A 24,905-nucleotide genomic window follows, 5' to 3' on the forward strand; every position below is an offset into this window, starting at 1 on the left:
TATGCCTTGGAGACCTCCAACACCTATAGAAATCTACCAGTTATTGCCACAAACGAATTGCGGTAAATGTGGAGAGCCAAACTGCATGGCTTTTGCTGTTAAGCTAATAAACTTCGACACCACGTTAGAGCAGTGTCCACCTCTCATAGAAGATAAAAGCTATGCTAAGAATCTTGAGAAGCTAAAGGCTCTTCTCTCACCACCTGTAAAAGAAATTGTTTTGAGAAGCCCAAAGAGAGTTGTTAAGATTGGTGGAGAATATGTTTTGTATAGACATGAGCTAAGATATATGAATCCAACTGCAATAGCGATAGACATTGACGATTCTATGGATAGAGATTCGATACTCAAACGAATTGAAGCTATCGAGAAATTTGAATATGAATATGTTGGTAGAAAGCTTAAGCTAGATCTAATAGCAGTTAGGTCTGTTACCAATGATCCAAAGCAATTCGCGAAAACAGTTCAGATAGTAGCTGAAAACTCAACACTGCCACTGATCCTCTGTTCCCTAAATCCAACAGTTATTGAAGCTGGCTTCAATGTTCTTACCCAAGAGCATAGACCTTTGATATATGCAGCAACAAAGGATAATTGGAGGGAGATGGCGGAGTTGGCAAAGAGATATGAAGCTCCACTTGCTATTGCATCTCCAGGTGATTTAGACATGTTAGTATCTTTAGCTAAAACACTTAGTGAGGGATTTGGAATAAGTGATCTAGCTCTAGACCCAGGAACGCTCATAGGTGTTAATGGACTTGCATACACGGTCAAGGCATTTACGTGGCTTAGATACAAAGCTGTTTATGATTTGTGGAAATATGCTGGCTATCCCCTTATAGGCACCCCAATATCGGTTTGGTCAAGCCTAGAAGGCGATGTAATGGATAAGATGTGGTGGGAGGCAATATTAGCAACACTACTCATGACCAGGTATGCAGATTTGTTGATTATGCACTCTATTGATGGCTGGGTTTTGTTGCCACAGGTCATGTGGAGATTCCAGCTATATACAGATCCGAGGAAACCTGTGGCTGTACCATCTGGTGTTAGAGAGATTGGGAAGCCAGATGAGAAATCGCCTGTTATTGTAACAACAAACTATGCTTTGACATATAGCATTGTTTTAAGTGATATTGAAAAAGCTAAGGTTAATGCGTGGCTTGTTGTTATAGATACAGAAGGGCTAGCAGTAGATGTCTCGGTTGCTGCAAGAAAGTTTACAGGTGAGAAGGTTGCAGAGGTTATAAAGTCTTCAGAGCTAGATAAGAAGGTTAGACACAAAGTCTTGATAATACCTGGTAAAGCTGCTAGGGTATCAGGAGATGTTGAAGATGCTACAGGTTGGAAAGTTGTTGTAGGTCCTGTGGACTCTAGCGAAATAGGTAAATTTATTGAGAAGATGTGGACAGAGAATAAGTTAAAAGAGTTGTTGTCTCAATAAAATTCTTGACCTTTTGAAACACAGTTGGTGATATGCCTCGGTGAGCAAAGAGAAAGTTAAGGTATTTTTTCCACAATTTAATATTGTTGCAGAAGCCTCTATAGGCTCAACGATAATTGAGATTGTGCAGAAGGTTGGTATAGGGATTAGGAGTGTTTGTGGAGGCAGGGGCTTCTGCGGGAAATGCAAAGTTTTTGTAAAAGGTAAAGTTGATTTCGAGTTAACAGATAAAACACTTCTTTCCGAGGATGAGATTAGTAAAGGATATGTATTAGCATGTTTGGCGAGGGTTGTTGATGATATAGAGGTTTTCATACCTCCTGAAACACAGTTTAGAAAAGCCAAACTTTTATCCCACGTTCTTTTACCGAAAATTGATTTAGAGCCTGTTATAGTTGCAAAAACCATTTCAGACTATTTTGACATTGTCAAGTTAAGTTCTTTCTATAAAATGGATTCGAATTTGATTAAAAAAGCAAATGATGTTTTAGAGAGATTTGGTAAAGCAATAGCCTTTATAGACCCTATGCACAATTCTGTAATTGACGTTAGAGAAAGTAATACTTTTTACGGTATTGCTGTAGATATTGGAACAACAAAAATTGTTGTAGCTTTAATAGATTTAGCATCTGGTAATGTAGTCGATGTTGACTCGGAATTCAATAAGCAGATGATGTATGGCGAAGACATAGTCTCCCGTATTTCATATGCTTTAAGCGGTGAAAGGCTTAAAGAACTTCAAAAAGCTGTTGTAGAGACAATCAATATATTGATAGATGGACTATGTAAAAGACATAACATAGACAAGAATAGTATATTTCATGTTTCTGTAGCGGGCAATACAGCGATGACACATCTATTTATTGGCTTAAATCCACAACCATTGATACAATCATTTAAAGCTTCTGTAAAAATAGATCCAAAACCATATATATTAAAAGCTTTTGAAATAGGGTTGAATGTCAATAGAAATGCCCTTGTCTATGTATTGCCATGTTCTGGGAGATTCCTTGGTGGAGATGTTGTAGGAGATGTCATTACAGCAAATATTCATCTCAGAGATGAGCCGGCTCTTCTAATAGATATTGGAACAAATACAGAGGTTGTTATGGGCTGTAAGCACTGGTTTATGGGTACAACAGCACCTGCTGGACCAGCTTTTGAGGGCTGGGGGCTTAGATGTGGTGTTAGAGCTGTTCAAGGAGCCATAGAAAGTGTTGAAATAGATCCAAAAACTTTGAGGGCTAGATATAGGGTTATAGGCGATGTGAAGCCTATTGGCATATGCGGTTCTGGCTACATTGATATAGTGGCGCAACTTTTTATAAATGGTGTTATAGATGCTCAAGGCAAATTCTACAGAGATATAGATTCTGAATATGTTAGAAAAGGTACTGATGGCTATGAATATGTGATTGTACCTGCTGCAGAATCTGGTACTGGAAGAGATATTGTTGTCACGGAAAAAGACATTTATAATATTATAGATGCTAAATCGTCTGTTTGTGCAGCAATATCAATCCTTATGAAGAGAATGCAATTAGATGTGCACAAAATTAAAAGTGTTTTCATATGTGGAGCATTTGGAAGATACCTCAACATAGATAGCGCAATTGCTATTGGGATGATACCAGAGTTCCCAAATGCAGAAATTGTGTATATAGGCAATGGCTCTCTTGGAGGAGCAATACTAACAACACTATCTAGAGGCTATGTGGAAGCAGCTGAGAAGATAGCTAGAAACTTTGCAACTATAGAACTTATGCTAGATCCATATTTTATGGAGGAATACGAAGCTGGCTTTGTACTGCCAGGAAAGCAGGAGTTGTTCCCAACCTGGTGGAGGAGGAGCAAGATGATAAAGCCGTGGAGAAAAACTACTATGTAGATATTTGGTGGTAATCGATGAGAAGACCTATTATAGCATCTATCTCAGGGAAGGGAGGATCTGGAAAAACAACATTAACAGCTCTGCTACTAAAGATACTCATAGAAAATGTGAGTAACGACTATATATTGGTTGTTGATGCAGATCCTGCAACAAATCTCTCAGATGTTTTAGGATTGAGGATAGTTAAAACAATTGGGGATGTTGTTGAGGAGTTTAGAAAGAAATTAGATGAGCTTACATTAACAGGGTTTGACAAAGCTTCAACACTTAACTACTGGATTATAAGAGACTGCTTAGTTGAGACAGAATATTTTGATTTTATAGCTATGGGGAGAGGTGAGGGGGAGGGATGCTATTGCTATGTAAACTCAGTTTTAACCACAATTTTAACGAATCTAATAAATAATTATAGTGTTGTATTAATGGATATGGAGGCAGGTTTGGAACATCTGAATAGAAGAGTTGATAGACATGTAAATACATTGATAGTTGTTGTAGACCCATCAGCAATGAGTATAAAAACAGCTGAGAGGATAATGGCCGTGGCTAAAGAGGTTGGAATAAATCCAGAGAAATTCTATGTTGTTGGAAATAGGCTAACAGAGGACATGGCTAAAAAAGTGGAGAGTAATCTTAGTAGGTTGGGCTACGAATATGCTGGAACTATACCAGAGGACGATATGATTCTTAGACATAGCATAGAAGGTAGACCCCTATTAGAGTTGCCTAAAAACAGCAAGGCGGTTGTGGCGGCAAGGTCCATTGCTAGAAAAATTGGTTTTGTAGATTAAAACATCACAAGTTTTCATGTAAAATTTATTTCATTATCTAAATATGAATGAGTATAACAAAAGCTGTTAATAAAATGACAAAACTTTATTTGCTGTAACAAACATAAAAATGCAACTCACTTTTTAATGTTAAAAATTTATATAGTGGAATCATTGCTATAGCGTTCGGTGAGATATGTGAAGATAATACATGAATTTGTACCAACAAGAAAGTTTCTCCAAATGGCTGAAGAGACTAAGGATTTTGTTGATGGCTGGAATATAACAGATAGTGCTGCTGGTGTACCAGCTCCCAGCGGAACTGCTGTTGGCTGTGTATTGAAGGTTAAATACCCAGATAAAATTGTTATACCAATCTTCGTATTGAATTATAAAGGACCTGTGGAGGTCGGGGCTTTGGCTTTAGCTGCTGATGCTGTTGGTCTCGATGGACTTGTTCTCACCTTTGGTGATGAGCCTAAGTTTGGCGAGCCATTAGCAGGGAGATATTGGAGGAGGTCGGAGGAGGCAAGAGACTTTCTAAGGAAGGAAATAAAGTTGAAGCGTGTCAAGCTTGGCTGCCTATTATCCCCTAGGCCTGTGAGAGATAGGTATGGAGCGAAAGAATTTGGCTTTGAAGATATGGTTAACAGGGTTAAAACTGGATGGGATTTTGCCTTCTTTATGAGGTTAACTGACGAGACTTTCCCAGTACTAGAGAAGGTCTCGACCGAGCTGAAAAAGTTGGGCACACCGCTTTATGCATATTTCTTAATAAAAACAGCTAGAAATGCTGAGACACTTGCAAGAATTGGGTGGAGCCCAACAACATCAATAGAAAATGCTTTAGCCTATGCAGAAAGGCTTGAGAATATTGTTGATGGGATTATAGCAACTTGTGCAGGAGACTATGAGGGGGACAGAGAACTATTAAAACTGTTGAGTAAACTCAGGAAATGAACAGCTTGCATTATCTATAAATCATGATGCATCAACAAATGTTAAAAAGCATGTTGAGAAGCAATGAAGAAATAGAAAAATGTTTTGCCTTATTCTAGGACAATTCTAGCGTCAACTACTTTACATCCTTTACCTTCTTCGTATACAAATATCGGATTTAGATCCATTTCAGCTATTTCTGGTATGTCCATGACCAGTCTACTTGCCCTAACCAAGACATTGACAATAGCCTCTATATCTGCTGGCTTCTCTCCTCTGAAGCCCTTTAATAGGCGATATGACTTTGTCTCCATAATCATTTCCCTTGCTTCATAGCTTGTTATAGGCGCTAAACTAAATGAAACATCCCTGAAGACCTCTGTGTATATTCCTCCAAGGCCAAACATTATCATGTGTCCAAATTGCGGATCTTTTACCGCACCAACTATGACCTCTCTTCCTGCTGGAGCCATGGTCTGCACAACCACTCCGTATATTTGTGCTTGTGGAGCATTTTTCTTCACATTTGCCATTATTGCCCTGAACGCTTCTCTAACATCGCTTTCCGACTTGAGGTTAAGTTTTACTCCACCGATATCAGATTTGTGTATAATGTCTGGGGAGGCTATCTTCAATACAACTGGATATCCAAGCTCATTGGCAATGGCAACAGCCTCGTCTTCTGACCTGGCAAGCCTTGTTGTTGCAACGGGTATGCCATAGTAGCTCACCAGCTCCTTGGCCTCTACCTCTAGCAGAACCTTCCTTCCCTCGCTTCTAACACTCTCTATTAAAGCCCGTGCAGACTTCTCATCTATGTCTGGCAGATTGGCCAGTTCACTCACAGATTTTGCTATCTCCATTACCCTCTCTCTCATAACTCTATATCTATTCATTATAGCTAAAGCCGTTACAGCCCTATCATTAGATTCATACACAGGTATCCCAGCAGCTTTGAGCATTTCAATAGCTTTCTCAACCCTTGGCCCTCCTATGAATGCCGCTAGAATTGGTTTCTGCGGATACCTCTTATGCATGTTTATTATGACCTCAGCTGTTTTCTCAGGTTCTGTAACAACTTGTGGTGTGAGTATGACTATCGCGGCATCTACATTCGGATCTTTTAGAACAGCGTCTAAGGCAACTTCATATCTATCAGACCTAGCATCGCCTATAACATCAATTGGATTGTTTAGTGCTGCCATTGGCGGTAGCTTGGATCTCAGATACTCTACTGTTTGCGGTGATAGTTGGGCTAGTTTGAGGCCTGACAAAGCAACCAGATCTGCAGTCATAACACCTGGTCCACCAGCATTGGTTACAATAGCTATTCTATCACCTGGCAAGCTCTCCATTAAGGAGAATGCTATTGCTGAGTCAAAGAACTCTATAGGCTCTGATACTAGCACTATACCAGCTTTCTTCATAGCTGTTTGCACAGCTAGTGGCCCGCCAGCCATAGACCCTGTGTGGCTTAGTGCTGCTCTTGCCCCTGCCTCGGTCATCCCACCCTTGATGAGTAGTATAGGCTTTTTCTTCACAACTTCAGATGCTACTTCTATGAACTTCTTTGGATTTGCTATAGACTCGAGATAGAGTAGAATAACTTTTGTTGCTGGATCCTCTGCTAGATACTCTATAAAGTCAATTTCGTTAAGATCTGCCTTGTTACCAAGACTAATAATCTTTGAGAATCCTATTCCAGTTTTAACAGACCAGTCGATTATTGCAGCTAGATAAGCTCCGCTCTGGGAAACGAATGCTATACCTCCTTTTGGAGGTGTTAGACCAAATGATGCATTTAATGGTGTGTGGGTATCTATTACACCTAGTATGTTTGGGCCCAGCACTCTTATGCCATATTTTTTGGCTATCTCAACAACTCTCTTCTCCCTCTCAACACCTTCTCCACCGATCTCCTTGAACCCCGCAGAGATTATTACAGCATATTTAACGCCCTTCTTACCACACTCTTCTAGAGCACTTGGAACTGCTGGTGCTGGTATAACGAAAACTGCTTCATCAACCTCATCCGGAATGTCAAGCACCGATTTATATGCTTTTAACCCCATTATCTGATCGGCATGTGGATTCACCGGATATACCTTTCCTTTGTATCCGCTTTCAACAATATTCTTTAAAACTGCATATCCAAGCTTTGTCGGCTCTCTTGAAGCGCCTATTACCGCAATCGATCTTGGTCTAAATAAAAGTTCTAACCCTTCCTTCATTGTACTTTTACCTATACTTGGATACAATAAGAGAGGTTTATAAATATATTAATGTATAGTTTATACATGAATAACAAAACATATATTTTCCTCTCAATGAAATACTGCATGGTGTAACAGAATGAGACTGGTTTTCATAGGGCCTCCAGGAATTGGGAAAGGAACATATGCAAAAATGCTCAACCAAAAATATGGTATTCCCCATATCTCAACAGGCGACATATTTAGAGAAGAAATTGCGAAGGAAACTGAGCTCGGTTTAAAGATAAAGCAGTATGTGGAAAAAGGTTTGCTGGTACCAGACGAGGTTGTTATAGAAGTTGTTAAAAGTGTTCTCCAGAGGCCCGAGTGTAGAAGAGGATTTATATTAGATGGGTTCCCAAGGACAATTAAACAGGCTGAGGCTCTTGATCAGATAACAACCATCGATGTAGCGTTCTTATTCGAGGCTCCTGTAGAGGTCATAGTAGAGAGGGTTTCAGGCAGGCTTGTTTGCCCCAACTGTGGTGCCATATACCACATCAAGTGGAGACCACCAAAGGTTCCTGGAGTATGCGATGTTTGTGGGCATCAGCTTGTTAGAAGAAAAGATGATGAGCCAGAGGTTGTCAGAACAAGATACCAGGTCTATAGGCAGACTTTTGAGCCTGTTATACAGTATTATAGAAAGAAAGGTATTCTAGCAGAAATTGATGCCTCTAGAAATGCTGAAGAGGTTATTGCCGATATTGAGCATGTACTAAGGGAACGAGGGATAGTGAAGCAGTAGCTATGCAAAGTTGAAACTTATTTAAGTTCTATCACGCCACACCAACTCCAACCAATTTTTTCAAGTAGCTTCACAACCATTTCAACTGCTTTTCGAACAAGAGCTACATCAACATTTGGAACACCAGCTCCAACAACTAAAACCTCTTTCGTACTCTCCCTCACCATAGTTTCAATGCTGTCCCTATGGGGATATATGTGCATAACCAAACCATTAGAATCCACGAGTATTGGCACACCTTTATCAAGTTTTTCTTCGCCACCTCCAATAGGCCTGAAAATCTCCCCACCTCTACTAATAGTTATTTTAAATGGGTATTTAGCATACGCCAAGTCATATATCCCAATCGGTACCATTGTGTATGCAGATGCAATGTTACCAGCATCGACGACAGGGTTTATCCTTGGAAAAGAGCCTCTTAAACCCCTTCTAACAAGAGCCTCGCTAGCAGGTCTTGTTTTAGTTGGATCTATACCTATCCTCCAGAAGAAGTCCCTATAAGCCCTCACAATGGGATCTGTTTTCAAGCTCTCCAGCGAGTATCTGCTCTTTAGAAAATTCAAAAGATTCTTTACATCATCCTCAAATGGGTACGATGTTAGAGAAACTTCTTTTTCAAGCCATGAAATTGTGTAAGAGACGAATATTCCAAGGCTTTTGGCGTTATCGTCAACACTCAGATTTTTGTTTAATTCTCTACATAAACTCAAAGCCATTTTTAATTCACCAATGCGTTTAAAACTCTATGTATAAGAGGTTTTGATACAAAAGCTTTTGTGTGGTTTAAGGCGATGAAGGCTAGGAACAGAATAGTCATCGCTTTCATAGTTATTGTAGTAATGGCAATTGCCATAAAGGTCTTTGAGGCCTCTATGAACTATCTTCCAAAAGAACTTGCAGAACTTTATAGTACATACAGAAGCATTTTCACTGCTTTATTTATAATTATTGGTGGAGTAATAACGATACAGCTGTTTGCCTCTGCGGTACATATAGTGTTTAAAGGTTCTAGAGAGGCTTATTTTATTAGAAACATTGTTTTGGTTTTAGGTTACATCCTTCTAATCTTAGCTCTAGCCATAACTTTGGGTATTGGTGGCGAGGGTGTTCTTGCAGGTGCAACATTTTCAGGGCTCATAATAGGTTTAGCTTTACAGCCAGTTTTATCAAACTTCTTCTCAGGTCTTCTAATACTATTGTCTGGATATCTAAAACCTGGTCAACCTGTTAGAATTGCTGGAAACATACCGATATCGCTTCTGGCATTCCCTGCATACAAGTTCTTTAGTAGAGACTATATGATTCCAAGCCTAAAAGGGCAGGTACTTGAAATAGGCTTCATATATACAAAGATACTTGACGCAGATGGACAGATAGTGAAAATCTCTAATACAGCACTCCTCAACAGCATAGTGATAGAGAAATCAGAGGAGAGTAAAACAATTCAAGTAAGATATGAATTTCCAGTACTCTGCAACCCAGACAATGTTTTGTATGAGCTTCACAGAAGATTGCAGATGATTATAAAGAGCTATAGACTATACATCGAGGAGCAAATAGATAAGCAATACTACATAGTATTGCTCATTGCCGAAGCTCCTCCAAATGTGAAAACAAGGGAATTTAGATCTACGATACTAAAAGAGTTCATAAAGGTTCACAGAGATCTTATGAATAGCGGGCTATGTGCATCAACAGCCCAGGTCAAGTAAAGACCAATGTCTATTAGCAGTAAACTCATCACCAACCTAAAAACATTGCATCTACACAATTTTTTATGTGAACAGATTCTTGAAACTATTAGCGGAGATGCACATGGAAATGAGGTTTTAGGTAGAGATTATGTAAGAAAAACATGCAAAGAGTCTCTCATAACCTATGAGATATTTTGTTCAGATGCATATCTAGTATCAGAAATCCAATATCATCTTTCTTTATTACCTTAGATTTTAATACAAATGGTTATATGATTCTACAAACATTCAAGATATGGGAACAGCAATGAAGAGAAGTGCTCACGATGTTTTTGGATTAGCTGTTGGCCTATGGGTATCTAAAGCTTTTCCCATTGCAGATAATCTTCTCATAAACTTTTTCAGCATTATTGCTGCAACAATGTTTATGAATAGATTCATTGATGGTTTTTTGGGTCATAAGAGATTTAGAAGAACTCCGTATACACACTCATTTTCTAGTCTTTTGATAGCATCTTTTGCTATCGTCTTATTGTTTTATTGCTTTGCACAACTCCTAGGATTCAATATGCTTATCCACCCGCTTCAAAACTTGTTTATGATACTTCTCTCCACAGGGCTTGCGCATCTCCTAGCGGATTCGTTGACCGCTGATGGAATATATTTGTTTTGGCCTTTCACAAATAGGAGGATATCGCTTACAAAGAAGAGATATGATGATGGTTTATTGAATAGCTTAACCATCTTTATTTCATTGATGCTTACAATACTGTATCTATATGTTGAATTATGACTATGAGTTTCAAATTTAAGGTTACCTGTTATATTTACTAATGTTGCTTTTTAGCAGAGATAAAAATGATTAGCTAAGATATATTTGAAATACAATTTAAAAGACGTTATTGTAAATTTGTTTTTATTGTCAAATTGATATTGGCAAATCTATTGCTTTCATGTAATGATTGTCATAAATAAAACTTATATCCTTTTCTTTAGCTTTTAGAAAATCAAATCTTGGTGACAATGATCTTGGATATTTTACCATTATTATTACTAGGAATAACAACAATATCTTTTATACAATTTGCATTATTTGGAACAGCTTTACCTGCTATTATAAACGATCTTCATATTGGTTATGATTTTGCAGGTATTTTGATGGCTATATGGACATTGGCATCAATTATTGGTGTATTAATTGTTGGGAGAAGTATAGATAGAATTGATATTACATGGCTTATACCATTTATTATGGGGATTCAGTCAATACTAACACTGTTAATAGCTTTTACTGGCAATGTGGTTACATTTTCTGTTCTCAGAACATTAATTAGTTTGACAATGCCGTTTATCTGGCCTATATGTGCAAAAATAACATCGATATATCTAGCTGGGCTCAGATATGGATATACAACTTCTCTTTACGATATAGGGTCAATAATAGGTCTCGCATTAACATACATACTAATGTTCTTTGCTTGTAATTGGAGAAAGGCAACAATCATAGCAAGTACTATAGGCTTTGCCTATACATTAATTATATACATAGTTTTGAGGAATTTCACCAAGAAATATGTAAGCATAGGAAAAATTAGCAAGAAAAACTTCGGCAACTCCCAAAATAGATTCAGAAACGCTAATATCGTCAAAATGCTACTAACACTATTTCTAGCATTCTTCTTTGCTATGTATGCATGGGGTTTTATAGTTGATTGGCTTTCAACATATCTATTAAATGATCTAAGATTTAGTTATGCTGACCTCGTCCTGTACATGCTACTTGTTGCGATTCTAGGAAGTGTCGTTGAGGTTATGGCAGGGCTCTACTCTGATAAGACAGGTGGTTTAAAGGGAAAAATAGTTGTAATCTACATAGGATTGGCAGCATCTGCTATAACACTCTTGCTATCAGCTTTACTCCGCAACCCGATAATCAGAATAATCTCTGTAACATTTTCTCTAATCGCATACAGAATTGCAAGCCCATCATTTTGGGCAATAATCAATGAGATTATACCTCCGAATTTCATTGGAAGATACGGCTCTATATACAACTTAGCATCACGTATTGCAACTATAGCTTCGTCCATAATCAATGGATACATAATTAAGTTAACGAATTCAGCAAGATACACTGCTGTTCTATCGGCATCTTCGCTAATTTTCTCAATAATCTTCTACTCTTTGATAGATAGGCAATACAAAAATTTTCTATCATAATAAAACTATTTGGTTATGTTGCCATATAGTAACAGTAGGTGTAGCATGCTTCAGCTAGGTATAATATGTTTTCTAGTGGTGTTGGTGGGTAAACTTCTATATGGAGCATTAGTCCTCCTGATGATGTATTTAGTTTTTCTATAGCATTTTTAATGTGATTCAATATTTCTTCTTTTGTTCCATAAGGTATAAGATGTTCTCTATCTATATCCAGGTCTATGCACACCTCTTCTCTAAATTTTTGAGCGATGTTGTCTACACCATTTACAATATCTTGTATATTCACTATATCTGGTCTAGCCTCTAAAATTATATCTGAAAGTGGCATTATATTTCCATCGCTATGAAAATAAATTAAAGCTCCCATGTCTCTTACCTCTCTAAAGAACATTTTGTAATATGGCAAGAAGTATTTTCTGAGGTGCTGGGGTCTTATCAATGGGCTGTCCTGGCTCCCTAAATCCTCTAAAAATGTAACAACATCTATCCCTTTATATCTCTTCGCAACTTTGAGTAAACCCAGTTGATAACTAGCTATTTTCTCTAAAGCCGTGACAAACCTTTCATCGCCTTTATAAATGGCTGGTACGAGTTTATTTAATGGTATTACATCCATTAGTTTTTGGAATAGAAAATGGTGAAGACTAAAAACAACAAGTCTACCTTGTTCTCTAAGTTTGTCAAAGTGACTAAACAGCTCTTCCCATGGAATAATGGGCTTGGGGGTTGCATATCCAATTGGATATCCAGCTTCTGGATCAGGCAAAGACCACTCCTTAACCTTGTCTAAATCTTCTAGAGGATACCTATATGGTTCTCCCCCAAGACCTTTGACCCTAAACCTCCAAACAGTGCCAAAAACATCGACAGCATATCTATCTTCATAAACAATGCCGGGCACGCCATCAAATTTTATGGTATTAGGATCGTAATCGGGAAATGCTAGTGGGAACTTCTTAATTAGTTCAATAATCTTCTCTCTATATGTATTTAAAACAGGCCATGAAATGACTATTCTACATGGAATATACTCAGGTTTCTCAAATTTAGCAGCTTTCAAGAAATTTGCTTTCAGTAGACCATACACTGAAGTATTGCTAGGGTTTCTCATATGCAATCCCTATATGGAGTTCTTCGACGATTCTAGCGTTATAAATTCTAATAACAGGATTAAAATGTACGCATGTCGGGGAAGTAAATTAGCTGGATGTAAATTTACATCAATAATGATTTAATAACCGAATTTTCTACAACACTAGTTTTAATCAATGTGATCTTCACTAATGTGTTATCAATCTTTGCTTAAAATTTTAAACATATTCTAAATCTAAACATCTCATTGAAAAACCTTACAAGGTGTTGTAATGTGGATTTTAGTTGGCTAGAGTTTTACGGTCCTAGATACGGACCTGAGTGGGGTAGTGGTGGAATATTTGGTTTGAGGTATCATAGAGGTTTGCTCTACTATACTGTGGCTTTTGAGGCTAAAGCCAATTTCATTAATATTAGGGAAGGTTATGTGAGGAGGTATAACTTTGAGCTTGTCGGTCCTTTGCCAACATCTGGTGGTGACACCTATAATGCTGTTGAAGCTGTTGATGACTTCCTATATTTTGGTGGGTGGGTTCATGCACCTGCCGTATATAGGGGCAGGGAGAGCGGGTCTCTTGCAACAATATCATTTGTAAACAAGTTTAGCCATGTTCATGTATATGACATTAGAGAAGACTCTGTAAAGCTATTGTGGAAGGAGAGCTTGCATCACGAAACTGACTGGGTTGGAGAGGTATCAGAGATAATATATGATGAGATAAGCGATAGGCTTCTGCTTGCTAGAGGAGATGGCATGATCAACCTAGGTGTTTATCAAATTGATAGAAAAGGTGGTAGCTATAGGCAGTTATCGTCGAGACCTGCACAGAAGGGCTCTATATTATATGATCATGCATGTTTTGATATCCTCGAGAACTGGGTGCAAGGGGTCAGCGGCATCCAATGCATTGATCTCGTAGAGAACAAACTTAAAACACTTTATTTCGGTGACATAGCGCAGAGGTCTGTCGATGGAGACTCTGTTGAGTCTCCTCTTACAGGAGTTGCAGCATCAGCATATGGGAGACTCTTTTTATTTGTTAGAGGAGGGGTATTCGTTGGGAACCCCATCGACGAGTCTATAGAGAGTGTAAAATTTGTGAGAATGTTCGACTTTGTCAAGTCTGGCTATAACGCTAGGAGAACAATGGCCAAGCCAATTGGAGGTGGCATCTTAGTTGCATTCAATGCCTTTACAGAAAACGTGGTCAAACCAACAAATGACTTTGAGAAAATGATGTTCCTAGCAACAAACACAATTGCAGCCCCAAGCCTGCTAGTATACATAACCCCTCCGACAGCCAGAATTGTTGGAGCCTTCGGAGCAAGGATAACAGGCATTGAGATCATTGGAGACGAGATTCTGCTTGCATACAACACTATGGCCAATAGTAGCAGGTATGACGCACAACCAATAGATGGAGGCTATAGAGGAATATTCTCAATACCAACAAGCATCCTCAACTCACCTCCACCACCAATTAGGATAAAGATCCTAGGCACGCAAGTAGACAACAAAACATTTGGTGGAATACCATTAGCTGGCTATAGAGAGGCTAAGATGGTTATAAGAACCTCCAAGCCCAACAAAATCAAGATTTTCGAATACGACATTGGATTGCCAAGCCAACAGGCATTCGAGGATCAACACAGTCTCAACAATGGGAAGAACATCATTGATCTGCATAGCTATGGAAACTCTATAGTATCGTTTAAATTGGTTGAACCAGACCCCAAAGCAGTTATACAAATAGACCTCATGTAACTCGTAAACAGTCTGCAATGATATATTGCGATCAACGGTAACAAAACATTTTTAAACCCCTCCAAACAGATACATACCCCTTCGGTGAAACTATGCGCCAATGGAGATAAAGTATACAAATAGATTTTGTGAACCAACTAAGAGAAACAGTGTTAAAGTAAAATCAATGTCTGAGGATAACAGCAACCAACTTGTCAATAAACCAAGACACATTCTTAAGGTGTTCTCAAATGCCTGATAGCTGGATCTACAACCCTAGTTTGGAGTTGTTGTCTAGGGATGAGCTTGATAAGATAAAGCTTCAGAGACTCAAAGAGGTTGTCTACAGAGTATACAACAACAACCAATTCTACAGAAAAAAGATGAAAGAAAAGGGAATCACACCAGAAGACATAAAAACATTAGAAGACATCAAAAAACTGCCATACACAACAAAAGAAGAACTAAGAGAGAATATGCCATTTGGCTTTCTGGTGACAGACTATCAAAATGTTGTAGAGGTTCATGCAACATCTGGTACAACCGGCGAGCCGATATTCATGTACTATACAATGAAGGATATTGAGAATTGGAGCGAGGTTATGGCTAGAAGCCTAGCGGCTGCAGGGCTTACAAAGAGGGATGTTCTCCAAATCACACCAAGCTTCAGCTTGTTTACAGGCGGCTTTGGATTCTTCTATGGGGCGAGAAGAATAGGGGCGACAATAATTCCGATAGGACCAGGATTTTCGAAGAGGCAGATATATACGATGATCAAGCTCGGCACAACAATGCTTGCTGGAATAGCCAACTATGCTATTAGGTTGGCTGAGGTTGCTTTTGAGATGGGTGTAGACCCTGCTAGAGATACTAGGGTTAGGAAAGGTGTCTTCGGAGCTGAGATGTGGAGTGACTCTCTGAGAAAGAAAATTGAAGAGATATGGAATATGGAGACATTTGATATTTACGGTATGGCAGAGCTTTACGGGCCTGGAGCGGCAATCGATTGTCAGCATCACAACGGTCTTCATGTTTGGGAGGATCACTTTATTGTTGAGGTTGTTGATCCGAAGACTGGTGAGCCTGTGGATGTTGAGGAGAAGGGGGAGCTAGTATTCACAACACTAACAAAAGATGCAATGCCACTAATAAGATATAGAACAAGAGACATATCGAGAATAATAGACGAAAACAAATGCCAATGCGGAAGAACACACATCAAAATAGACAGAATACAAGGAAGAACAGACGACATGTTCATAATAAACGGAGTTAACATATATCCACAAGCAATTGAAAATGTGCTAATGCAAAGCAAGCTTGTAGGCAACGAGTATCAGATAATAGTAAGTAAAAGGCCTTCAGGAGATAGCTTAACCATAGTGGTAGAGACCTCCAAAAAACTTGATGAAGCAGAGAAGATAATGCTTTCCAAAGATCTTGAAAAACAGCTGAGGGAGGTTATACTGGTTACGCCAAGGGTTGAGGTTGTCGACCCTGGGACACTACCCAGATTCGATGGAAAGGCAAAAAGGGTTGTGATCAAGTCTGAGGAATAGCCAACTTTAGAAAGGGGCTGAACTCTATGGATATAGATCCCCTTATTATCTTAGGCTATGCTATATCGCTCATAGTTTTGGTTATTGGCTTTTTCTATGCTGTGTATAAGGATCGTAGCGAGAAGGGTGCAAAGACTTTATGACCTCTATAGATTCAATAATTATGATTGCTGTAATGGTATTGACCATAGTCATTGGGTTTGCAGGCTATAGAGCTAGCAAATCATTCATGGGGTTTATGTTTGCAAATAAAACGCTGGGGCCATGGCTTCTATCATTCTCGATAATGGCAACATACTTTAGCGCTGCATCGTTCCTAAGTGGAGGCGGGGCAACATATCTATACAACCTGGGCTTTGGAGCTTGGTTAACAGCGTGGCACGTTATAGGGACTGTGTTGCTCTGGATGCTTGTTGCAGACAAGCTCTATGAGTATGTGATGAAGACTAAATCGGCAAGCATACCAGAATTGATAGGCAATCTATATGATAGCACGCTAGCGAGAATGATAGCGTCAACAGTTATAGCAACTCTATTCACTTTTTATCTCGCCGGGGTCTACAAGGGAGGAGCAATAGTGCTGGCTACGCAGCTGGGGATAGGATATGGCTACGCATTGTTGTTCATGGCGCTTCCGGTTATAGTATATCTTATGTTAGGAGGGATGAGGAGCGCTGTCATCAATAACCTGTTTCTAGGCTCCTTAATGCTCATTGCAGCCGCCCTAACATTCACATACGTTATGGATAGCGTTGGAGGGCCTATCAATGGCCTGTTGAAAATCTCGAACATGACGATACTCGGCAAACCAGGCACGCTATGGTTGAAACTGGGTGGTATGGGACCTCCGCCAGCAATGGAAAAAGGGCTGGTGCCAACACTAATAATGAGCGTAACATTCTCTATAGGCATGGCTCAAATAGCCTTGCCCAATTTGTTGTTCCAGTTTTATGCGGCTAAAGATTCTAGAGCTATTTCGAGAGGGAGGATCATAGGACCTATACTTATATCATTGTATGCTATGCTAGTATTCTCACTTGGGATATATGCACATCTAATATTAGATCCCCACCTAAGTCCACAACAAATTTCGCAACTGATGAAGGATAGCGACTGGGTTATACCCAATATGGTGATGCTGATAGTGCCCGAAGGTATTAGAGGACTAATACTCTCAGCACCAATAGCAGCATCGCTATCCACAATAGCTGCGACCGTGCTCGCAATTTCAAATACCGTTATAAGAGATATAGTCTTGCTTAACAGAAGCCTAGAGGAGGAAACATTGATACGCTTATCCAAAGCTACTGTAGCTATTTTCGCTTTGTTACCACTACCAATAGCTTTAATAGACAACAAGTTGATTATAGACATTGTTAGTGCATCATTTGGAACTATCTTTGCGTGTTTCATCGGACCAGTGGTTCTAGGACTTTACTGGAGAAAATCAAGTAAAGAGGGGGCTGTAGCATCTATGATTGCAGGAGCTGTCACAGGAATAATCTGGTACATATATATGTACAGAACCACATGGATTCATCCAACAATACCAGCTGCAACAATCTCACTAGCACTATTTGTTGGATTGAGCATGCTAAGAAGGAATGGCATAGTATCTAAATCAAGATGAAATGAAATTCTGCGTGCAACACCTCAAAAACTCATTATCAATGTATTTACACATTAGTTTTCGCACATCTCGAAATGAAATCCCCCTCTTTTATCTTTTTCACAGCCTGCTTATACCCCATTCCAAACGCCTCTCTATTTATTGGGCCGAGCCTTTCTTCAACAACATCTTCAACCAGTGTAACTGGTATTATCTTCGATACATCCTCTATAGCCATGAAGGCTCCTAGCATAGCCATGTTAACAACGCGGCTATCATTCAGTTTTTCTACTATTTCCTCTACATTGATTAGAATAGAGTTTATTGGCAGCCTCTCCAGCACATTAACTATATCTTTTCTCGATGGAACATTCTCTATATATGGTGGAGGTATATATATATCTGCGACCAATAGCCATCCACATCTCTTTAGATGCCTAACAGATCTCAGCGCTTCAATCATCTCTAAAGACACTACTATATCTGCCGATGCCTGTGGGACTAGAGGTGCTTCAACATCTCCAATTCTAACAAAGAAGTCCACCATGCCCATTCTCTGAGACATTCCATGTGTTTCAGCTGTTATTATATTCAAACCTATTTTACTGCATGCAACACCTAGGATAGTGCCCATAGTGATTATTCCTTGTCCTCCAACGCCAGTAAAAACAACTTCTATCTTTACCCTCTCTTTGCTATTGCTTGGAATGGGCATATCTGGGCGCATACGCCACATCCACTACAAAGCGATTCTATTATACGTGGTTTATTGCCTTCTCCGATAACTATAGCTGGGCAAGCTAATATATTTGTACAAACGCTGCAACCAACACATCTGTTGCTATCAATAAAATATCTGTCTCTTGCCAAGCCCAGTCTTGTTGCTAGCAACGAGCAGACTCTTCTAGCAACCAAAACAGCTACGCCACCATCCATAGCAGCCTTGAGTCCAGTTTTAATGGACTCTATAGCTCTTCTAACATCATATGGATCGAAAACATCCACATAGTCGGCCCCCATAGCCTTTGCAACCTCTTCTATCAATATCTTCCTACCTTTTCCTCCCATAGCCGTCAAGCCTGTTCCAGGATGGGGCTGGAACCCAGTCATGGCAGTAGTCTCATTATCTAGCACAAGTACAAGCATTGGTGCTCTGTTATAGACAGCATTTAGCAGGGGTGGCAACCCAGCGTGAAAGAATGTTGAATCTCCTAGAATTGCAACCACCGGTCTGTTCTTTACAGTATGCGAGAAGCCGTTTGCAAGACCTATGCTTCCACCCATATTGGTTATTGTATCTTGTGCATTGAATGGGGGGTCGATGCCAAGACTATAACAACCTATATCACCACTATATATAGGGTCTACACCAAGCTCTCTAGCCGCCATTATCAAGGCATAGAACGTTGCTCTGTGGGGGCATCCAGGACATAGAATGGGTTTTCTAGGAGGAACATTGATAGGCACCTCAATTGGTTTTGGAGGACTCCAGCTTACACCAGCTATTTTTGCTATTGCCTCTGCAACTCTATCTATTGTTAGCTCTCCTCTTCTACCAAGATAGTCAGCTCCATGAACCTCTACATCGATATGTAAATCGAATAGAATGGACTTTAGCTGCATTTCGACAACAGGATCGGTTTCTTCAACAACCAGAATCTTCTCAATGCCATTCACAGCCTTTTCAACTAGTTTTCTTGGCAGGGGTACTGGCGTGGATACTTTCAAAATCTTTGCTTTTACACCAACAATTTTGAGGGCGTCTTTAGCATACAGGTATCCAATGCCAGAAGCTACAATAAGTATATTTGAGTTGCTATCATCGATTTTGTTGTATGGAAACTCTGCAAAGACATCCTCGATTTCTCTCCATCTCCTCAGAACATCTATTTTCATCTTCCTTGCATGTGCCGGCACAACAGCCCATTTCTGTGGCTCCCTAGGGAAAGAACCTACCGTTCTAGGGGGTCTTAAGGGGCCTAGTCTGACCAGCCCCCTAGCGTGACTCACTCTAGTAACACTTCTAAGTATTATTGGATGGCCCAGCTTCTCAGAGTATTCCAGCCCAAGATATGTCAGATCCTTTGCCTCTTGGGGGTTGGCAGGCTCCAAAACCGGTATATAGGCATGTAGACCAGTCCATCTGTTGTCTTGCTCGTTTTGGCTACTATGCATATAGGGATCATCGGCTGTAACAATTATGAAACCCGCCTTGACACCCGTATAAGCACTTGTCATCAGGGGGTCGGCAGCTACATTTAGACCAACATGCTTCATAGCTGTTAAGCTTGGTACACCACTCATTGCAGCAGCGTATGCCAATTCAAAAGCTGTTTTCTCGTTTACGCTCCACTCAACATATATCCCCAGATCGCTGGCAACACTAGCTAAAGACTCTATAATTTCGCTTGACGGTGTTCCCGGATATGCTGCTGCAACGCCAATGCCATGCTCTATAGCTCCTCTAGCTATAGCCTCGTTACCAAGTAGAAACGCTATTGAACCAGATTCTCCAAGAATAGTCTTTCTTTTTGGCAAAGCTACAACGCCCTCTTATCAACAACTACCCTTGGCTTTCCATCGAATCTTGGCAGAGTCCCAGGGTCGACAACCTCAACCTTTGGCGTAACCAATATAACCTCCCTCAACTCATACTCAAGCTTTTTAGCCAAAGCAATTTTGTCGTTTTCGCCTAATTTTGTTTTCGACTCGACCAAAACAGTCATCCTGTCTAATGAATCAACTCTGTCTATAACAATCTGGTAGTATGGGGCTACAAGGGGCTCTCTGAGGATAACCTCCTCAACGGCAGATGGCCACACATTCACCCCATTTATTATGAACATGTCGTCTGTTCTTCCTTGTATTCTGTCTATTTTGATGTGTGTTCTTCCGCATTGGCATTTGTTTTCGTCTATTATTCTCGATATGTCTCTTGTTCTATATCTTATTAGTGGCATTGCATCTTTTGTTAGTGTTGTGAATACTAGCTCCCCCTTCTCCTCAACATCCACAGGCTCACCAGTCTTCGGATCAACAACCTCAACAATAAAGTGATCCTCCCAAACATGAAGACCACTCTTATACACACACTCTATCGCTACTCCAGGACCCCACAACTCGCTCAAGCCATACATATTGTATGCTTGCATATCCCATATCTTCTCAATTCTCCTCCTCATCTCCTCGCTCCACGGAGCAGCTCCGAAGACACCTTTCCTAACCCTAGTATCTCTAGCAGGGTCTACACCCATCTCAAAAGCAACCTCAGCCAACCTAATAGCATAGTTGGGAACACTTGTAATTGCTGTTACACCAAGATCCTTTATCAGCGTCACCTGTCTTTGTGTAAAACCTACACCAGCTGGTATAGCTGTTACACCAACTTTCAGAGCCCCATAGTGAAAACCGAAGCCACCTGTAAACATGTGGTAGTTATATGCAATTAGAAGGATATCGCCTTTAACTATATTGGTTGCAACAAGGCTTCTAGCCATAACCTCACTCCAATTCTCAATATCCTTCATAGTGTAAAGAGTTACTGTAGGCTTTCCAGTAGTACCACTACTAGCCCTAATCTCAGCCAAGCTGTCTAAGGGCACAACAGAAGCGCCGTATGGGTAGAGCTCCCTCAAATCATCTTTTGTTGTGTATGGCAGTTTTTTGATGTCTTCTAATGTTTTTATGTCTTCTGGTGTGATTCCCTTTTCTTTCATCTTTTTTCTGTAGAATTGGTTGTTGTTGTATACTCTGTAGACAACCTCTTTGAGTCTCTGAAGCTTTATCTTATCAAGCTCATCCCTAGACAACAACTCCAAACTAGGGTTCCATACATTCACCTTCATCATCTACACCCTAGAACCATGTAGATGGGTTTACCACACTCCATGAAGCTTTGAAGACTCTTTTTGATTACCTTTTTTCCACATTTTCCAAGCTCTTTTTCAAATGCATTTTCTATTGATACAATAGGCAACACCAAAACAATTAAAGACACCTCTACACACTTCAATGTCCTGGCTTAAAAGTTTTTTTGTAGAATAAGCAGATCATGGAACATTTAAAAAGTTTAAACATGTTTATTTTGTGAATTCTGTTGCTTTCCAATGTAACATTATCATAGCATCTAAGAAAGCAATTTCACACATTAATCATCTGTGATACACAATATATTCTATGAATCTAGTATCTGGTTGTTTATCGCATCATCGTATTGACTAGAGGAGCTGGGCTGCTTTTCTTAGGATGGGATCTGATATTATGTATGAGTCGTTTTTCTTTTCGACTATAGATAGATCTATCAGTCTTTTCAGATGTTCGTAGAGGGTTCTATCATTTATTGTCCTGCCCTCTTCGATTTCTAGCAACCTTTTTATTTCGCTCCACCTTCTCTCTGCTGCGAGGATCTTTAGCAATGTCCTGTATCTGGTGCTTCTACTTGCGGACAGCAACTTCTCTAGCTCTTCTTTACCTATTTTAATAGCCTGCTCAAGAATCTTCTCGATGTTCTCTATACACGTACCTGGGTCTAGATAGCATGTGTAGCCAAATAGTGTTAGCCAACCTATAATGCCGTCGAGCTCTTCCACAGCTCTCTCAATAATGTTGCGAGGGATGTTTGTGCCTAGCTCGGAAAAGCCTTTTTCGAGGAAGTCAATGGACTCCTCTCTGGATAGTCTCCTCGTCTTAACCACGTGTATGTATCTTCCATAGAGAGGGGAGCTAGGATCTTCTATCCCCAGAAACCTGAATAGAACACCTATCTCCGATCCGGTTAAAACAATTCTCAAGTTCCTGAGGTTGTCATATGCATATGCGAATAGCCTTGTAATTGGCATCCAAGTGATTTTGGAAAGCTCTTGAGCCTCATCAATGGCTATAACAATTGGTTTCTTAAGATCCTTAGCTAGGTTATCAAGAGCTATTAACAGCTCCCCTATCTCAACCCTCTCACTTCTTCTCCAGTTAACCTCTACAGACAGAGTTGGCAAATCAATTGAAATTCCTCTAACATTCTTTAAAAACTCTACAACCCTCCTATACACACCACCGTATCTTCTCAGAAAATCTTCAATAGAATTCCTCAGGATATATGCAAAATCTCTGTATGTAGGCGCTGAATAGAATCTAGGGTCTATGTATATATAGGGATAGCCACACTCATTTAATGCAACTCTCAGAAGAGATGTTTTTCCAGATCTCCTAATGCCTACAACAACTGTTAGCGGATTCAACTCGATACTCTTAATCAGCTCTTTAAGCTCTTTATCAAAATCGTACAAGTCTCTCCTACTTGTCTTTGGCTGTAGATCGAATAGCATCGCTTGTGGCACCCCAAGCTTACTTGTAGTACCCCAAGTTTAATAAGTATTCGGTCAAAGCCCTGCTAGGCTAAGTATAGAGCTCTTGAACAGATGAGAATGTTTATCAATTGGATGCTAAGTTTATTAAACCCCCTCTTTCAAAATGGTGGTAGTGCTTAGACTCTGTGGGCAGACATTAATGTTATTTACAATCTCGCTTGCCATGATATCTCTGCCACTATTGATTGTCAGCATCTATCATACAGTACTTTCAAAAACTTCGAAAAGTCTTGTAGTTGGCGAACCAAGGTCTGGGGATAGGGAGCAAGGGTTTCTCTCGATTATAACCCCTATAAAGAATGAGCCAAGGGATATTGTTAGAGAATATGCTAAACACTTTCACCAGCTCCGTGAATCTATTGGAAATCTGTTTGAATGTATTGTGGTAGCCGACTACTCTGATAGCAGGGCATTCTACGGCGTTTTAGAGGATATGGTGATGTGGGACTCTATTTTTGTTGTGAGGAGGTTTAACGGTTTTGGCGGTAGAAATGGGGCTATAAATGATGGTATAAAATTCTCTATCGGAGGCACAGTCTCTGCTGTTGATGTTGATGGATATCCATCGAAAGAGGTTATAGAGTCTATGCTGAAATGCAAGGATGTTTGCATCTCTTGGTGGAGGGTCTGCGACAAGGGCTTGACCAGATCCTCTAGGACGATAGCCTTCTTAACAGAGTATGGAAGCTGGCTATACTACAAGAACAAGTTTTCGAAGGGACTGTTTGTGTATCCCCTTGGCAGTGGCACAGCAATTAAAAGGGATATACTGGTTGACATAGGGCTCTACAGAACCGATGCAATACAAGATGATATTTGGCTTGGCACACAGCTTCTAGAAAAAGGTGTTATGCCGAGGCTCATAGAGCCTATGTGCGTTGGTGCCCCAAAAACCGTTGAGGCTTATCTAATCCAGCAGAGGAGGTGGGCCTATGGAACAACAGACGTTCTTAAAAGATTTGGCAAACACATTCTAAAGTCAAGGGCAAAACCTATTGTAAAGCTAGAGGCGCTGCTATACATACTCCAACCAATAATAGCTATTTTACCGGCTATAGGATTCATCCTAGCCGGGATCTCACCACTTGTTGAGTATTCGAAGATATCCATCGCCGACTTTGCGCTTCTGGCGTTACTCCTAGCCTCTCTAGCCATGGAATCGATAAATGTATATAGATTCTACAAAGAATTTGGCGGCTATGACATGCCATATGTATCCGGAAGAGCCTCAGCACTAACAACAGTAACATCCATAGCTGTCATACCATATGTAATAGCCTCGCTAATCGGGGTCAGAATACCATATAGAGTTACCCCAAAACAGGAGGGGGGATCAAAAAGCATAACAGTCATAGCCATTGCTATGATATTTGGTATTCTCACCATATTGGATGCCGTTAAGGGCTGTATACCAGCTCTCGTACTATCTATGATGCCGTTGGCTGCCTCGCTTTATATCATTGCAAGACTAGAGTAAACTATAGAACTGCTTTAACGAAGCATTTGTATAATTCTTTTTGGCACATTTTCATATAAGCAAATATCATGTTGCACAAAACAATAACAGTTGTCTGCTGATC

20 protein-coding genes are annotated in these 24,905 nt (G+C 39.9%); 12 read left to right on the forward strand and 8 right to left on the reverse strand.

Annotation, left to right across the window (positions count from 1 at the left end; genetic code table 11):
- Position 1 precedes the first annotated feature (1 nt).
- From acsC to QW284_06595, 4 genes are all read left to right on the forward strand, one after another.
- Entirely contained in the window at positions 2 to 1,444 is a 1,443-nt protein-coding gene (acsC, locus tag QW284_06580; protein ID MEM0339335.1) for an acetyl-CoA decarbonylase/synthase complex subunit gamma, read from the forward strand.
- 40 nt (positions 1,445 to 1,484) lie between these two features.
- A complete protein-coding gene (locus tag QW284_06585; GenBank protein MEM0339336.1) occupies positions 1,485 to 3,332 on the forward strand; it encodes an ASKHA domain-containing protein in 1,848 nt (615 codons plus the stop codon).
- Positions 3,333 to 3,349: 17 nt separating this feature from the next.
- Positions 3,350 to 4,126, forward strand: coding sequence for an AAA family ATPase (locus tag QW284_06590; GenBank protein ID MEM0339337.1), 777 nt, complete (start codon positions 3,350 to 3,352; stop codon positions 4,124 to 4,126).
- Between the two features lie 177 nt (positions 4,127 to 4,303).
- Positions 4,304 to 5,065 carry a hypothetical protein gene (locus tag QW284_06595; protein MEM0339338.1) on the forward strand — a complete coding sequence of 254 codons (762 nt, stop codon included), beginning with the start codon at positions 4,304 to 4,306 and terminating at the stop codon, positions 5,063 to 5,065.
- An 89-nt stretch (positions 5,066 to 5,154) separates the two neighbouring features.
- Here the strand turns inward: QW284_06595 and QW284_06600 are convergent, their stop codons facing one another.
- Positions 5,155 to 7,275: an acetate--CoA ligase family protein gene (locus QW284_06600; GenBank protein ID MEM0339339.1), complete on the reverse strand. Its 2,121-nt coding sequence runs from the start codon at positions 7,273 to 7,275 to the stop codon at positions 5,155 to 5,157.
- Between the two features lie 121 nt (positions 7,276 to 7,396).
- On the opposite strand from QW284_06600, the gene QW284_06605 reads away from it, so the two are divergent.
- Positions 7,397 to 8,044: an adenylate kinase gene (locus tag QW284_06605; GenBank protein ID MEM0339340.1), complete on the forward strand. Its 648-nt coding sequence runs from the start codon at positions 7,397 to 7,399 to the stop codon at positions 8,042 to 8,044.
- 17 nt (positions 8,045 to 8,061) lie between these two features.
- Here the strand turns inward: QW284_06605 and QW284_06610 are convergent, their stop codons facing one another.
- Complete coding sequence (locus QW284_06610) at positions 8,062 to 8,760, reverse strand: phenylalanine--tRNA ligase beta subunit-related protein (GenBank protein ID MEM0339341.1); 699 nt, start codon at positions 8,758 to 8,760, stop codon at positions 8,062 to 8,064.
- 75 nt (positions 8,761 to 8,835) lie between these two features.
- Here QW284_06610 and QW284_06615 point away from each other — a divergent pair, with 75 nt between their 5' ends.
- From QW284_06615 to QW284_06625, 3 genes are all read left to right on the forward strand, one after another.
- Complete coding sequence (locus QW284_06615) at positions 8,836 to 9,756, forward strand: mechanosensitive ion channel family protein (GenBank protein ID MEM0339342.1); 921 nt, start codon at positions 8,836 to 8,838, stop codon at positions 9,754 to 9,756.
- A 289-nt stretch (positions 9,757 to 10,045) separates the two neighbouring features.
- A complete protein-coding gene (locus tag QW284_06620) occupies positions 10,046 to 10,531 on the forward strand; it encodes a metal-dependent hydrolase (GenBank protein ID MEM0339343.1) in 486 nt (161 codons plus the stop codon).
- A 230-nt stretch (positions 10,532 to 10,761) separates the two neighbouring features.
- Positions 10,762 to 11,958 (forward strand): MFS transporter, encoded by a 1,197-nt coding sequence (locus QW284_06625; GenBank protein ID MEM0339344.1) that lies wholly within the window; start codon positions 10,762 to 10,764, stop codon positions 11,956 to 11,958.
- Positions 11,959 to 11,971: 13 nt separating this feature from the next.
- Here QW284_06625 and QW284_06630 read toward each other — a convergent pair whose 3' ends face one another.
- Complete coding sequence (locus QW284_06630; GenBank protein ID MEM0339345.1) at positions 11,972 to 13,069, reverse strand: uroporphyrinogen decarboxylase family protein; 1,098 nt, start codon at positions 13,067 to 13,069, stop codon at positions 11,972 to 11,974.
- Positions 13,070 to 13,324: 255 nt separating this feature from the next.
- Here QW284_06630 and QW284_06635 point away from each other — a divergent pair, with 255 nt between their 5' ends.
- The 3 genes from QW284_06635 to QW284_06645 all read left to right on the forward strand — a co-directional run bounded on the left by QW284_06635 (position 13,325) and on the right by QW284_06645 (position 17,983).
- Positions 13,325 to 14,815 (forward strand): DUF2139 domain-containing protein, encoded by a 1,491-nt coding sequence (locus QW284_06635; GenBank protein MEM0339346.1) that lies wholly within the window; start codon positions 13,325 to 13,327, stop codon positions 14,813 to 14,815.
- Between the two features lie 230 nt (positions 14,816 to 15,045).
- The gene (locus QW284_06640; protein MEM0339347.1) at positions 15,046 to 16,353 is read left to right on the forward strand and encodes a phenylacetate--CoA ligase; all 1,308 of its coding nucleotides are present in this window, start codon (positions 15,046 to 15,048) and stop codon (positions 16,351 to 16,353) included.
- Positions 16,354 to 16,492: 139 nt separating this feature from the next.
- On the forward strand, positions 16,493 to 17,983 hold the full coding sequence (locus QW284_06645; protein MEM0339348.1) for a hypothetical protein: 1,491 nt from the start codon (positions 16,493 to 16,495) through the stop codon (positions 17,981 to 17,983).
- Positions 17,984 to 18,029: 46 nt separating this feature from the next.
- On the opposite strand, the gene QW284_06650 is transcribed toward QW284_06645, so the two are convergent.
- From QW284_06650 to QW284_06670, 5 genes are all read right to left on the reverse strand, one after another.
- The gene (locus QW284_06650) at positions 18,030 to 18,677 is read right to left on the reverse strand and encodes a 2-oxoacid:acceptor oxidoreductase family protein (protein ID MEM0339349.1); all 648 of its coding nucleotides are present in this window, start codon (positions 18,675 to 18,677) and stop codon (positions 18,030 to 18,032) included.
- Positions 18,644 to 20,500: an indolepyruvate ferredoxin oxidoreductase subunit alpha gene (iorA, locus tag QW284_06655; protein MEM0339350.1), complete on the reverse strand. Its 1,857-nt coding sequence runs from the start codon at positions 20,498 to 20,500 to the stop codon at positions 18,644 to 18,646. Before iorA ends, QW284_06650 begins: the two co-directional genes overlap by 34 nt.
- Positions 20,501 to 20,502: 2 nt before the next feature.
- Entirely contained in the window at positions 20,503 to 21,807 is a 1,305-nt protein-coding gene (locus QW284_06660) for a phenylacetate--CoA ligase (protein MEM0339351.1), read from the reverse strand.
- Positions 21,807 to 21,959: a hypothetical protein gene (locus QW284_06665; GenBank protein ID MEM0339352.1), complete on the reverse strand. Its 153-nt coding sequence runs from the start codon at positions 21,957 to 21,959 to the stop codon at positions 21,807 to 21,809. The genes QW284_06660 and QW284_06665 overlap by 1 nt, the downstream gene beginning before the upstream one ends.
- Positions 21,960 to 22,179: 220 nt before the next feature.
- Positions 22,180 to 23,283, reverse strand: coding sequence for an ATP-binding protein (locus QW284_06670; protein MEM0339353.1), 1,104 nt, complete (start codon positions 23,281 to 23,283; stop codon positions 22,180 to 22,182).
- A 154-nt stretch (positions 23,284 to 23,437) separates the two neighbouring features.
- On the opposite strand from QW284_06670, the gene QW284_06675 reads away from it, so the two are divergent.
- On the forward strand, positions 23,438 to 24,802 hold the full coding sequence (locus tag QW284_06675; protein MEM0339354.1) for a glycosyltransferase family 2 protein: 1,365 nt from the start codon (positions 23,438 to 23,440) through the stop codon (positions 24,800 to 24,802).
- Positions 24,803 to 24,905: the final 103 nt, after the last annotated feature.

This window comes from Ignisphaera sp., from assembly GCA_038735125.1.
In the GTDB taxonomy this organism is placed as follows: domain Archaea; phylum Thermoproteota; class Thermoprotei_A; order Sulfolobales; family Ignisphaeraceae; genus Ignisphaera.

Excerpts from the sequence above, each read along its gene's own strand:
- QW284_06670 (MEM0339353.1), bottom strand. The coding sequence starts at position 23,283 with ATGCTATTCGATCTACAGCCAAAGACAAGTAGGAGAGACTTGTACGAT.
- QW284_06660 (MEM0339351.1), bottom strand. The coding sequence starts at position 21,807 with ATGAAGGTGAATGTATGGAACCCTAGTTTGGAGTTGTTGTCTAGGGAT.
- QW284_06650 (MEM0339349.1), bottom strand. The coding sequence starts at position 18,677 with ATGCCCATTCCAAGCAATAGCAAAGAGAGGGTAAAGATAGAAGTTGTT.
- QW284_06630 (MEM0339345.1), bottom strand. The coding sequence starts at position 13,069 with ATGAGAAACCCTAGCAATACTTCAGTGTATGGTCTACTGAAAGCAAAT.
- QW284_06605 (MEM0339340.1), top strand. The coding sequence starts at position 7,397 with ATGAGACTGGTTTTCATAGGGCCTCCAGGAATTGGGAAAGGAACATAT.
- QW284_06600 (MEM0339339.1), bottom strand. The coding sequence starts at position 7,275 with ATGAAGGAAGGGTTAGAACTTTTATTTAGACCAAGATCGATTGCGGTA.
- QW284_06615 (MEM0339342.1), top strand. The coding sequence starts at position 8,836 with ATGAAGGCTAGGAACAGAATAGTCATCGCTTTCATAGTTATTGTAGTA.
- QW284_06610 (MEM0339341.1), bottom strand. The coding sequence starts at position 8,760 with ATGGCTTTGAGTTTATGTAGAGAATTAAACAAAAATCTGAGTGTTGAC.
- QW284_06640 (MEM0339347.1), top strand. The coding sequence starts at position 15,046 with ATGCCTGATAGCTGGATCTACAACCCTAGTTTGGAGTTGTTGTCTAGG.
- QW284_06625 (MEM0339344.1), top strand. The coding sequence starts at position 10,762 with ATGATCTTGGATATTTTACCATTATTATTACTAGGAATAACAACAATA.
- acsC (MEM0339335.1), top strand. The coding sequence starts at position 2 with ATGCCTTGGAGACCTCCAACACCTATAGAAATCTACCAGTTATTGCCA.
- QW284_06620 (MEM0339343.1), top strand. The coding sequence starts at position 10,046 with ATGAAGAGAAGTGCTCACGATGTTTTTGGATTAGCTGTTGGCCTATGG.
- QW284_06645 (MEM0339348.1), top strand. The coding sequence starts at position 16,493 with ATGACCTCTATAGATTCAATAATTATGATTGCTGTAATGGTATTGACC.
- QW284_06590 (MEM0339337.1), top strand. The coding sequence starts at position 3,350 with ATGAGAAGACCTATTATAGCATCTATCTCAGGGAAGGGAGGATCTGGA.